At 59.4% G+C, this 12,483-nt stretch carries 10 protein-coding genes; 8 read left to right on the forward strand and 2 right to left on the reverse strand.

Annotation, left to right across the window (positions count from 1 at the left end):
- From carB to prfB, 5 genes are all read left to right on the forward strand, one after another.
- On the forward strand, positions 1–2,732 hold a 2,732-nt coding region (gene carB, locus WBP53_RS13450; RefSeq protein WP_423929750.1), incomplete at its 5' end, for a carbamoyl-phosphate synthase large subunit.
- Entirely contained in the window at positions 2,729–3,208 is a 480-nt protein-coding gene (gene greA, locus WBP53_RS13455) for a transcription elongation factor GreA (RefSeq protein WP_423929752.1), read from the forward strand. The genes carB and greA, both read left to right, overlap by 4 nt.
- A 50-nt stretch (positions 3,209–3,258) precedes the next feature.
- Positions 3,259–4,215 carry a phosphoglycerate mutase gene (locus WBP53_RS13460; RefSeq protein WP_423929754.1) on the forward strand — a complete coding sequence of 319 codons (957 nt, stop codon included), beginning with the start codon at positions 3,259–3,261 and terminating at the stop codon, positions 4,213–4,215.
- On the forward strand, positions 4,212–5,951 hold the full coding sequence (recJ, locus tag WBP53_RS13465) for a single-stranded-DNA-specific exonuclease RecJ (RefSeq protein WP_423929756.1): 1,740 nt from the start codon (positions 4,212–4,214) through the stop codon (positions 5,949–5,951). Before WBP53_RS13460 ends, recJ begins: the two co-directional genes overlap by 4 nt.
- 140 nt (positions 5,952–6,091) lie before the next feature.
- Positions 6,092–7,217 (forward strand): peptide chain release factor 2 gene (gene prfB, locus WBP53_RS13470; protein ID WP_423929757.1). Its coding sequence is split into 2 segments (ribosomal slippage): positions 6,092–6,166 and positions 6,168–7,217, totalling 1,125 coding nucleotides; the frame shifts between segments, so codons are not numbered across the junction.
- A gap of 53 nt (positions 7,218–7,270) precedes the next feature.
- Here the strand turns inward: prfB and WBP53_RS13475 are convergent.
- Complete coding sequence (locus tag WBP53_RS13475) at positions 7,271–8,068, reverse strand: hypothetical protein (protein WP_423929759.1); 798 nt, start codon at positions 8,066–8,068, stop codon at positions 7,271–7,273.
- A gap of 219 nt (positions 8,069–8,287) precedes the next feature.
- On the opposite strand from WBP53_RS13475, the gene lysS reads away from it, so the two are divergent.
- Entirely contained in the window at positions 8,288–9,838 is a 1,551-nt protein-coding gene (gene lysS / locus WBP53_RS13480; protein ID WP_423929761.1) for a lysine--tRNA ligase, read from the forward strand.
- 55 nt (positions 9,839–9,893) lie between these two features.
- Here the strand turns inward: lysS and WBP53_RS13485 are convergent, their stop codons facing one another.
- Positions 9,894–10,085: a hypothetical protein gene (locus tag WBP53_RS13485; protein WP_423929762.1), complete on the reverse strand. Its 192-nt coding sequence runs from the start codon at positions 10,083–10,085 to the stop codon at positions 9,894–9,896.
- Positions 10,086–10,113: 28 nt separating this feature from the next.
- Between WBP53_RS13485 and WBP53_RS13490 the strand changes: the two genes are divergently transcribed.
- Both WBP53_RS13490 and WBP53_RS13495 read left to right on the forward strand, forming a co-directional pair.
- Positions 10,114–11,124 (forward strand): HD-GYP domain-containing protein, encoded by a 1,011-nt coding sequence (locus tag WBP53_RS13490; protein ID WP_423929766.1) that lies wholly within the window; start codon positions 10,114–10,116, stop codon positions 11,122–11,124.
- Positions 11,125–11,158: 34 nt separating this feature from the next.
- On the forward strand, positions 11,159–12,483 hold a 1,325-nt coding region (locus WBP53_RS13495; protein WP_423929764.1), incomplete at its 3' end, for a sensor histidine kinase.

The raw sequence follows: 12,483 nt of genomic DNA on the forward strand, positions 1-12,483 counted from the left end.
CCATCATCCGGCCCAGCTTCACGCTCGGTGGTTCTGGTGGCGGCATCGCCTACAACCGTGAAGAATTCGAAGAGATCGTCAAGCGCGGGCTCGATCTGTCGCCAGTCAATGAAGTGCTGATCGAAGAGTCCGTACTCGGCTGGAAGGAATTCGAGATGGAAGTGGTTCGCGACACCGCGGACAACTGCATCATCGTCTGTTCGATCGAGAATTTCGATCCAATGGGCGTCCACACCGGCGACTCGATCACGGTGGCGCCAGCGCAGACACTGACCGACAAGGAATACCAGCGCCTTCGTGACGCATCCATTGCGGTGCTGCGCAAGATCGGTGTCGATACGGGTGGATCGAACGTCCAGTTCGGCATCAATGCCGACGATGGCCGGGTTGTCGTCATCGAAATGAATCCGCGCGTGTCACGCTCCTCCGCGCTCGCATCCAAGGCAACCGGATTTCCTATTGCCAAGGTCGCGGCGAAGCTTGCTGTCGGCTATACGCTTGACGAATTGCGCAACGAAATTACTGGCGGGCTGACACCGGCTTCATTCGAGCCGGCCATCGACTACGTCGTGACCAAGATCCCTCGTTTCGCATTCGAGAAGTTTCCTGCCGCAGATTCACGCCTGACCACGCAGATGAAATCGGTCGGCGAAGTCATGGCAATCGGACGTACGTTCCAGGAGTCACTGCAAAAGGCGCTGCGCGGATTGGAAACCGGAAACAACGGTTTCAGTTCGCTGGAGATCGATGCGAATACCGAAGCCGGCATGATCGAGCTCAAGCGCGAACTGCGTCAGCCGGGCCCGGATCGTATCCTCTATATCGGCGAGGGCTTCCGTGCCGGTTTGTCGCTGCAGGACATGTCCGCGCTGACCCATGTTGACCCATGGTTCCTGGCCCAGATCGAAGACCTCATCCAGGTCGAGTCGGTCGTGGCGAAACAGGGACTGGCTGCGATCGATACCGATCGGATGCGTGCGCTCAAGCGCAAGGGATTCTCCGATTCGCGCCTGGCCGAGTTGCTCGAAACCGACGAGAACGCCGTGCGGCATTTGCGCCGCGCATTCAATGTGCGTCCGGTCTACAAGCGCGTCGATTCCTGTGCAGCCGAGTTCGCCACCACTACGGCTTATTTGTACTCGACTTATGAGGAAGAGTGCGAGGCCGAACCGACCACTCGCGACAAGATCATAGTGCTTGGCGGCGGCCCCAACCGAATCGGCCAGGGTATTGAATTCGATTACTGCTGCGTGCACGCAGCACTCGCCTTGCGCGAGGACGGATTCGAAACCATCATGGTCAACTGCAATCCGGAGACGGTCTCGACCGATTACGACACCTCCGACCGTCTTTATTTCGAACCACTCACGCTTGAAGACGTGCTCGAGATCATCGACAAGGAAAAGCCCAAGGGCGTAATCGTCCAGTATGGTGGGCAGACGCCACTCAAGCTTGCACGCGCCCTTGAGGCCGCCGGGGCACCGATCATCGGCACCTCGCCGGATTCGATCGATCTGGCCGAGGATCGTGAGCGCTTCCAGAAAATGATCACCAAGCTCGGTCTTGCCCAGCCGCCAAACCGGACGGCACGCAATGCCGACGAAGCGCTGGCCCTGGCTCGCGAGATCGGCTATCCGCTGGTGGTCCGGCCCAGCTACGTGCTGGGCGGTCGTGCCATGGAAGTGGTACATGACGATGAGGACCTGGCGCGCTATATCCGCGATGCGGTCAAGGTCTCCAATGAATCACCGGTGCTGCTTGATCGCTTCCTCGACCACGCCACCGAAATCGATGTGGACCTGGTCGCCGATGCCGAAGGCAATGTCCTGATTGGGGGCGTCATGGAACATATCGAAGAGGCCGGTGTGCATTCCGGTGACTCATCGTGTTCGCTGCCTCCCTATTCGTTGAGTGCCGAACTGCAGGATCGGCTGCGCGTGCAGGTCAGTCAGATGGCGCGCGAGCTCAAGGTCATTGGCTTGATGAATACTCAGTTTGCCATCCAGGGTGACTCGATCTTCGTCCTCGAAGTGAATCCACGCGCTTCGCGCACTGTTCCATTTGTCTCCAAGGCGACAGGTGTCCCGCTGGCCAAGATCGCTGCCCGCTGCATGGTCGGCCGCTCACTGAACGACCAAGGTGCGACACGCGAAATGGTGCCCGGATACTTCTCGGTCAAGGAGGCGATTTTTCCGTTCCTCAAGTTCCAGAATGTCGATCCCATCCTCGGCCCTGAAATGCGCTCGACCGGCGAAGTCATGGGTGTGGGTCGCACGTTCGGTGAAGCATTCGCGCGTGCCCACGAAGCGGCGGGGATCGAGCCTCCCGCAATTGGAAAGGCCTTCCTTTCCGTGCGTGAATCAGACAAGAGCCGGCTGGTGTCTATCGCCGAAGAGCTGTTGCGTCGCGGGTTCGGATTGGTTGCCACCAGCGGCACCTGCACGTATCTGAGCGAGCGAGGTATTGTCTGCGAGCGAATCAACAAGGTCATCGAGGGGCGGCCGCATATCGTCGACCTGATCAAGAATCGCGAAATCGTGTTCATCGTGAACACCACCGAGGGCAAGCAGGCGATCGCGGATTCATTCTCGATCCGGCGCCAGGCACTGCAGCAACGCGTGACATATTCGACTACCATCTCGGGCGCGAAGGCCTTGCTTCACTCACTGGATTTCCGCGAAAGCGGGAGCGTCAACAGCCTTCAGGAATTGCATAGGGAATTGACTGCATGAATCGAGCTCCAATGACCCAGCAAGGTGCGATCCGTCTGCGCGCCGAGCTTGACCGACTCAAGTCTGTCGATCGGCCGCGGATCATCCGCGATATCGCAGAGGCACGCGCACACGGCGACCTCAAGGAGAATGCCGAGTATCACGCTGCGCGCGAGATGCAGGGATTCACCGAAGGTCGCATCAAGGAACTGGAAGCTGCCTTGAGCTACGCCGATGTCATCGACATCTCAAAGCTGAATGCGGGCAGCAAGATCGTCTTCGGCGCAACTGTCGATCTCACTGATGAAGACAGTGGGGAAGAAGTGACCTACCAGATCGTTGGTGATCTCGAAGCGGACATCAAGCAGAAGCTGATTTCCGTTTCCTCGCCATTCGCGCGTGCCCTGATAGGAAAGATTGAAGGCGACAGTTTCGAGTTTCAGGCGCCAAATGGAACGCGCAACTACGAGATCACCGGCGTGCGCTACGTAGTATGACAAGCGCGGGATCCGCGTATTCCTGCGAGATTCCATGAGTCATCACGGGCATGACTGAAGTTTTCCTGCTGCTGCCGGAGTGGAGGCGTTGCGTTGCCTCGCCGTGCGTGGCCAAGGGCACGTTGTCGCGTTGGTCGGCGCAGGGTGATCATGGTCCCGATGTCGATTCTGGCGAGTACGAAGCGATACGCCCGCTGATCCAATGGCCTGGCCCATCCATGCCTGTCGCGGCACTGACACGACAGCGTGACGCTGGCGATGCCGCGGGCTCATCCTGGTTGCGTGCCGATCCTGCCCATGTGCGCGCCGACATGGCAACCGCGCGGATGCTGGCTCATGGTCAACTTGGTCTTTCGCAGACGGATTGCGAAAGTATCGCGCGTGACCTGAAACCCTTGTTCGGCGATGCCGGTTACGAATTCGACGCGAAACTTCCGGACCGCTGGTATGTGCGTGCCTCGCCCGACGCACGATTGCCTGCGGCAGTTCCGCCCGACGAGGCTTTGGGCGATGACCTCAAGCTGCACTTGCCCGAGGGTGCCGATGGGCGGCAGTGGCGACAGTTGTTCAACGAGTCGCAGATCATCCTGCACAATCATCCCGTCAACGCCCGGCGCGCACGCATCGGTGTTGTCAGCGTCAACAGTTTGTGGTTCTGGGGAGGCGGTCGTCTGCCTGCCTGGGTTCGCAGCGATCTGCAACTGGTGATCAGCGATCGTGCTCAATTGCAGGCGCTGGCGGATCTCGCATCGGTCGAGCGAATACCTCTGGCATCCGGGATAGAGCAGGTGCTGAATGATGCCGGTGGAGAGAAAGGTTCGATCCTGATCGACCTGTTCGAGGCGCGAGGCGAACAGCTCGAGGACCAGGCTTTTGCCGTGCTGGACTCACTGCTGCGGCGCGGTCGTATCGGGCGTATCCAGCTTTTGTTCGCTTCAGGGGAACGCATCCAGATCAGGGCCGGGCATCGCTTTCGATTCTGGCGGCGCATGCGCGAACTGGCATGACTGGAACCTCCACGATCCGGCGCAGGGTGAATCCGGCATCGACGCAAGCATGGTCGACAGAAATTCATCCGGTCCTGCGTCGCATCTATGCGGCGCGGGGTATCGATCACGGTGAACAGGTCGAGTATCGGCTTGCGCGAATGGAGCCACCAGCATCATTGGGCGGAATGGATGCGGCGTGCCAGTTGCTGGCCACGGCCATGACGCAGGACAAGCGCATCGTCGTCGTGGGTGATTTCGACTGTGACGGTGCGACAGGCACGGCGGTGGCGGTGCGCGGCCTGCGCATGCTGGGTGCAAGTCAGGTCGGTTTTCGTGTGCCGAATCGGTTCCTGCATGGCTACGGCCTGAGCAAGGATCTGGTGGAAAGCCTGCTCGACCCGGCGCCCGAGTTGATCATCACAGTCGATAACGGCGTGGCGAGCGTCGCAGGGGTGCACGCAGCCCGCCAGCGCGGAATAGACGTGCTGGTCACCGATCACCATCTGCCCGGTCCTGAGCTCCCGGCCGCAAACGCCATTGTCAATCCGAATCTTCCGGATGATGCATTTGCCAGCAAGGCGCTGTCAGGCGTGGGCGTCATATTCTGCGTGCTGATTTCCCTTCGCGCACATTTGCGTGAATCTGGATGGTTCGACGAGCGAGGCCTGGCTGAGCCTGATCTTGGTGTCCTGCTTGATCTTGTGGCCCTCGGAACAGTCGCTGACCTGGTTCCCCTGGATTACAACAACCGGCTGCTCGTACAGGCCGGGATGCGCCGTATCCGCGCCGGGCAGGCCTGTGCCGGCATTCTTGCCCTGTTGCGCAGTTCTGGCCGGACAGCATCGAGCCTGGTGCCCAGCGATCTCGGCTACGCGGTGGCTCCACGCATCAACGCTGCGGGACGCCTTGAAGACATGGCATTGGGCATCGAGTGCCTGCTGACCGATGATCCATCCGTGGCGGACCAACTGGCGGAACGTCTGTCTGCAATCAATGCGGAGCGTCGCGATCTGCAGGCGAACATGGTCGAACAGGCTGACACAGCGGTGAGCCGCTGGATTGCCGAGCAGGGTCAGTCCGCGCTGCCCTTGGGACTGGTCCTGTTCGAAGAGGACTGGCATCCGGGCGTTGTCGGGCTGGTTGCCTCCAAGCTGAAGGACCGACTTCATCGTCCGGTGATTGCCTGCGCTCCGGCGGTGGAAGGTGGCAACGAAATCCGTGCGTCTGCCCGCTCGATCCGAGGCATCCACGTACGTGACATCCTTGCCGAGGTGGATGCACGTGCTCCAGGTCTCATTGTTCGGTTCGGTGGACACGCCATGGCCGCGGGCTTGAGTCTCGATCGATCGGATGTCATCCGGTTCGGAGAAATTTTCGATGATGTCGTTCGCGCCCGCGCCCCGGCCGAACTGTTCGAACCCCAGCTGTTGACCGACGGGGAACTCGAGCCTGGCGAATTCAATCTTGAGCTGGCAACAGCGCTGCGTTTCGCCGGGCCATGGGGGCAGGGGTTCAGTGAGCCGCTTTTTGACAATGTCTTCGAACTTCATGCCTGGCGACTGGTGGGTGGCAAGCACTGGCGCATGACGCTCAAGCCCTGCGGAAGCGAGATACTCGTGGAGGCCATGCGGTTCAATGTCGAACCCGGGGCGACGCCGCCCAAGCAATTCCGTGCCGCCTACCAGCTTGATGTCAACGAATGGAACGGCCGCGAGTCCCTTCAGTTGATCCTGCGACATGTCGAAATGGCCTGAGTCGACGGACCCGGCTTTTTTCCGGGCCGGTGCCCGGCAGGTGTATCCGGGCCCGATCACGGACCTCCAACCGCAGTACACAACCGGTGGCAGGGCCGATTTGCTATCCTTCGCGCCCCGAAACGCAGCGCAAGAATTCCGTGATAGAGACCAATCCAATCCGTGCCGGTATTGATGACCTCAAGGAGCGACTTGGATCGCTCAGGGGGTATCTTTGACTTTGATGTCCGGGCCGAGCGTCTCGAGGAAGTCAGCCGGGAGCTGGAAAATCCGGAAATCTGGAACGATCCTGCACGCGCCCAGGAACTGGGGAAGGAACGCGCCCAGCTTGAGCGCGTCGTCAACGGGATCACCGAGCTGACCCAAAAACTGGCTGATGCCGGGGAACTGCTGGAGCTCGGCGAAGCCGAGGCCGACGAGGAAGTCATCAAGGGTGTCGAGGCCGATGTGGCGGACATCTCGAAGCATGTCGAGAAGCTGGAATTCCAGCGCATGTTCTCGGGCGAGATGGATAGCTCAAATGCGTTCGTCGACATCCAGGCCGGTGCCGGTGGAACAGAAGCGCAGGACTGGGCCGAGATGCTGCTGCGCATGTACCTGCGCTGGGCTGAAGACCGCGGCTGGAAAACCGAGTTGCTCGAGGCTTCCGCCGGTGAAGTGGCTGGAATCAAGAGTGCAACCTTCAAGGTCGAGGGCGACTACGCCTATGGCTGGCTGAAAACCGAGATCGGAGTGCACCGGCTTGTGCGCAAGTCGCCATTCGATTCGGACAACCGTCGCCACACCAGCTTCACGTCGGTTTTCGTGTCGCCCGAAGTGGACGACAATATCGATATCGATATCAATCCGGCTGACTTGAAGACAGACGTCTATCGTTCTTCCGGTGCGGGCGGACAGCACGTCAACAAGACCGAATCTGCCGTGCGCATCACCCACGTACCGAGCGGCGTGGTGGTTGCATGCCAGACCGGCCGGTCACAGCATGCCAATCGTGACAATGCGATGAAGATGCTGCGTGCGAAGTTGTATGAGCTGGAAGTGCAAAAGCGCAATGTCGAACGGGATGCGCTGGAAGCAACCAAGTCCGATATCGGCTGGGGCAGCCAGATCCGTAACTACGTGCTCGACCAGAGCCGTATCAAGGACTTGCGCACCGGCGTCGAACGCACCGATACGCAGAAGGTTCTTGATGGCGATATCGACGAATTCATCGAAGCCAGCCTGAAGTCGGGCCTCGAAGCCGGCGCCAAGCGCAGCGATGCATAATTGAATGCGCCCGGCCAGTTTTCGCTGGCCGGGCGCATGGCGACAGGTCGGGTCTACTCGGGTGTCGAGAGATCTGCGCGGCGCACGTATATTGTGGTTTCACTACCGTTGATGGTGCTGCTGAACTGCTTCATGGTAGACGTCGCCTCCGACTCCGAGCCCAGCGATTTGGCCAGGATCTTCATCAGCGAAGGATCCGGGTCAGCCATTTCGGCGTAGCTCTTCATTGGCGTGACGATGCTGAATCCACCGCTGCCGCCCATGGTGTGGGCGATCGAATAGGAGTAGGCCCACTTCTCGTCAATAACCGCCTTCTGGATCTTGTCCAGCGCTTCACGCCGATCGCCATACATGCCGGGTTTGGCGGAATAGTTGGAAACCGAGTAGTACTTGTAGTCCGGACTCTCGATCCAGTTGGAATGCTTGTGATCGAGCTCGGAGAAATAGTGCTCCGCGCGATCCACGAAAGGATTCACGGTGGTGTTGAACGCGTCATCAGCCTTGGCTTGCATTCCCCATGCCTCATTGGCGTCCAGCTCTTCCCATTCATGCCGACCCGAGCGGACGACGTAGTAGCCGAGGTCGCTGCCAACGATGGGCTGGTAGATACTCCAGACGAATTTCTCGCCCGCCGACTTGCGCCATGCAGCGTGTTTCTTGATGGCTGCTTCAAATTGGGGGCCCTGGCCCGCCTTGGGCCAGAACATCCAGACTGTCGCAATGGCGCCCTGAGTCTGCATGGCCGGCTTGGCTTTCTTGTCGGCCTGGGCCCATGCAGCTGTAGTGCAACACATCAGCATTGCTGAAACGAGCAACGTCCTGAGCGCTGACTTGAGATTGAGACTACTCATAATTCACCCTCCCCGAATTGAGTAGAGAATTCCCGCTCCGCAGCCGAATTGCTCAGCGCGGCGGGGCACCGAGTATATGCCTCTGATTTTGTGGAAGTATCGAGCGAAATCGAGGTGCATTTCGCGCTATGATCACCGGCTTTGCCACGACAAACGCATTCGGCGCCCCAGCACGTGTGCCGGTCGATTTCCCCTGATGTTCACCAGTGAGCGATACCCATGACGGCAGATTCTTCTCCTGACCACCCGGCAAACAACGAAAACGAAGCGCCCAAGCTGGCGGACGAGAACAAGCTGATTGCCGAGCGGCGCGAGAAACTTCGTGGTCTGCGCGAAGTTGGCAACGCTTATCCCAACGACTTTCGTGTCAACGCCTTCACCGGCGACCTTCAGGCAGAGTACGCCGACGCCGAGAAGTGGAATTCCGAGGCGCTTGCCTCGCATCCTCGTCGGGTCCGCGTAGCCGGTCGCATGCTGGCGCGCCGGATCATGGGCAAGGCGAGCTTCGTCCAGATCCAGGACATGCATGGGCAGGTCCAGTTGTTCCTGCAAGGTTCCACCCTGGGCGAGGCCTACGATGCATTCAAGGGTTGGGATACCGGTGACATCGTTGGCGCCGAGGGCGAACTGATGCGCACGCGTACCGGTGAGCTTTCTATCAAGGTCGACTCCCTGCGCCTGCTGACCAAATCGCTGCGCCCGCTTCCCGACAAGTGGCATGGCCTTGCGGATATCGAACAGCGTTATCGCCAGCGCTATGTCGATCTGATCGTCACTCCGGAAGCGCGCGAAGCGTTCCAGTTGCGCTCACGCGCCATTGGATTCATGCGTCAGTGGCTGGAAGCGGCGCCAAGGCGATTCATGGAAGTCGAGACGCCGATGATGCACATCATTCCCGGTGGAGCGACCGCACGTCCCTTCGTCACGCATCACAACGCGCTGGATCTGGATCTCTATCTGCGAGTTGCCCCCGAGTTGTATCTCAAGCGCCTGGTGGTCGGCGGTTTCGAGCGCGTCTACGAGATCAATCGAAATTTCCGCAATGAAGGCGTGTCCACGCGGCACAATCCGGAATTCACGATGCTGGAGCTGTACCAGGCGTACGCCAGCTACATCGAGATCATGGACATCACCGAGTCACTGCTCCGCGAAACGGCGCAGGCGACTTTGGGTCGCACTGCATTGACCTGGGAGGGCAGGGATATCGATCTCGGGCCTGCATTTGCTCGCAGGCGCATGGATGATGCCGTGCTTGAACACAATCCGGAAATCCTGCGCACGGACCTGCGCGACCGCGATGCCATGGCCAGCCATTGCAAGCGACTCGGTATTGCAGTCAAGGCATCGTATGGCTGGGGAAAGATGCTGCTCGAGATTTTCGAGCAGACGGTCGAGGCGAGTCTTGTCCAGCCCACCTTCATCACGGCGCATCCTGTCGAGGTGTCGCCGCTGGCGCGCGAGTCCGACAATGAGCCGGGAATAACCGATCGATTCGAACTGTTCGTGGGCGGCAAGGAAATCGCCAACGGTTTCTCGGAACTCAATGATCCGGAAGACCAGGCCGCGAGATTCCAGGCCCAGGTGGATGCGCTTGCTGGCGGCGATGACGAGGCCATGCATTTCGACGCCGACTATATTCGTGCGCTTGAATACGGATTGCCGCCGACTGGAGGGCTGGGTATAGGAATCGACCGTTTCGTCATGTTGCTGGCCGACGTGGCATCCATTCGCGACGTGCTCCTGTTCCCATACATGCGTCCGCAAGCCTGACCAGCGGTGTACGAGGCGTCGTGTTTCCAGTCGACTTGGGAAGACGCAGAATCTGTTACGGTTTTGCCATTTTATTGAAGTCCGTGAAGCCTGCAATGTGATAGCCTTCCGTACTTGACGATTCGAGCAGAATTTCGTCGATACGGCAGCGCTCATGGTGCGCCGCTGTCATCCGCACCGGCAGGCCGCGACGCCGCCGAAATTCGTTGCTCCGGCCCAGTGGAGAATGTGGCGTGAACGTACTCATCGTTGATGATCAGCCTTCAGCGAGGACGATGCTTCGACACGTGGTCGAGGGCATTGGCCCGATCGTGCACGTATCCGATTTCGGCAACCCGGTCGATGCTCTCCACTGGTCGGATAACAACAGTACGGATCTACTTCTGCTTGATTACCGCATGCCAGAAATGGACGGATTGGAGTTCGCGCGGCGGTTCCGGCGTCCCATGTCCCGGCGCGATGTGCCCATCATCCTGATCAGCGTTGTTGGCGACGAACCAGTACGCCAGGCTGCGCTTGATGCCGGCGTCATCGACTTCCTGGTCAAGCCGGTCCGGCCACGCGAGCTTCGTTCGCGCTGCAAGAACCTGCTGCAGATCCGCCGCCAGGGAGAGTCGGTCAAGGAACGCGCACGCTCGCTGGAACAGAAAGTGCTGGAGGGTGTCCAGGAAGTCGAGCAGCGCGAGCGAGAAATGCTGTTCCGTCTGGCCAAGGCAATCGAATATAGGGATTTTGGAACGGGCGTGCATTTGCTGCGTATGGCTCGCTACTCGGAGATCATTGCGGAGGACATGGGAATGTCCGAAGACGAAGTTCGCACCTTGACGCTTGCTGCGCCCTTGCACGACATCGGAAAAATCGGTGTTCCGGATTCGATCCTGCTCAAGCGGGGCAGCCTCGATGACGAGGAAATGGCAGCCATGCGCAAGCATCCCCTGATCGGATACGAAATCCTGCGCGACAGCCAGAGTCGTTTCGTGCAAACCGGTGCCCAGATTGCCCTGCGGCACCATGAGCGCTGGGATGGAAGCGGGTATCCCGATGGCCTGAAGGGCGAGCAAATCCCCCTGAATGCCCGGATCGTGGCAATTGCCGACGTGTTTGATGCGCTTACGTCAGAGCGTCCCTACAAGCACGCGTGGACCAATGAGGAGGCTTTTAGCTACCTGACCGAGCACGCTGGCACGCTATTTGATAGTGCTTGTGTTGAGGTGTTGCTGGCGAACAAGGCTCGAATCGCCGAAATCCAGCAAGCCAAATTGGCACCACAGGGTTTCGGGCTCTAACAGCCCGCTCAATGTGCCGACGGAGATGGCCACAATGAGAACCAAGCTGGAAAACCTGCGAAACCGATTCGCGAATCGCCCCGACAGCGAACACGGGCAGGCGTTCGTGCGATTGGTGATCGTGGGTGTCTGGCTGATCTACCTGCTCGGTGCCGCCTCCACCCAGGGGCTCAGTGGCCCCACCTTGCCGCGTGCCCTGCTGATCCTGCTGGCCGAAACCTGCGTCGGAACTGCCATTATCGTTCATATCGCGATCCATCCTGGCGTATCGAACGTACGCCGCTGGGTCGGAATGATTCTCGACTATTCGGCCATGGGTGCCATGATGACCCTCGGGCCGCAGCTTGCGCCGCTCTACGTCATCTTCCTCTGGGTGACCATCGGGAACGTATTGCGCTATGGGCCGCGCTTCCTGTTTGCAGCGGTTTGCCTGGCGGTAGCGTCCTTCCTGGGTGTCATCCTGAGCACCCAATACTGGCTGGACAACGCGCCTCTTGCCTGGGGTTTGCTGGGTGGCCTGATCCTGATTCCCGGCTATCTCACATCCTTGCTGCGCGCCTTGACCAAGGCCACCGCTGAAGCACGCCGGGCCAATCAGGCCAAGAGCGCGTTTGTGGCCAACATGAGCCATGAGTTCCGCACGCCGCTCAACGGCATCGTCGGCATGACCGAGTTGCTGACAACGACCCGTCTGAGCAATGAGCAGCGCGAATTCGTTGAAGTCATGCAGGCATCGGCGCGCTCGTTGCTGACCTTGATCGAGGATGTCCTCGATATTTCCAAGATCGAGTCCGGCAAGCTCAGACAGCGAGTCTCCGACTTCCACCTCGCCGATCTTTTGCGCAGTGTCCAGTTGATCACCCAGTCCACGGCGCTCAAGAAAGGGCTGGGATTCGAGATCAGGGTCGCCGACGATGTGCCTGACAATTTAGGCGGTGATGTCGACCATCTGCGACAGATTCTGATCAATTTGGTGTCAAATGCCGTCAAATTCACCGAAAATGGACAAGTTTCGGTGGAAGTTTCGCTAAATGGCCCAGCCTCGCAAGGGCAGATTCCATTGCGGTTCTCCATTCGCGATTCTGGCATCGGCATTCCCCTGGAGGCGCAGAAGCGCATTTTCGATGCGTTCGAGCAGGCGGATCGCGGCCATGCCCGACAGTTTGGTGGTACGGGCCTGGGCACCACCATCGCCAAGTCACTCACCGAATTGCTGGGCGGAAAAATCGGATTCGAGAGTTCGCCGGGGCAGGGATCCCATTTCTGGGTTTGCCTGACATTCAGGGCTGGTGCCAATGTCGCGAGGGCAAGCTTGTCCGAGGTTGGAGCCGCTGGCGAGAATGTCATCGCCTTTACCGA

The sequence above is a fragment of the Dokdonella sp. genome (assembly GCF_049593775.1).
In the GTDB taxonomy this organism is placed as follows: Bacteria; Pseudomonadota; Gammaproteobacteria; order Xanthomonadales; family Rhodanobacteraceae; genus Dokdonella.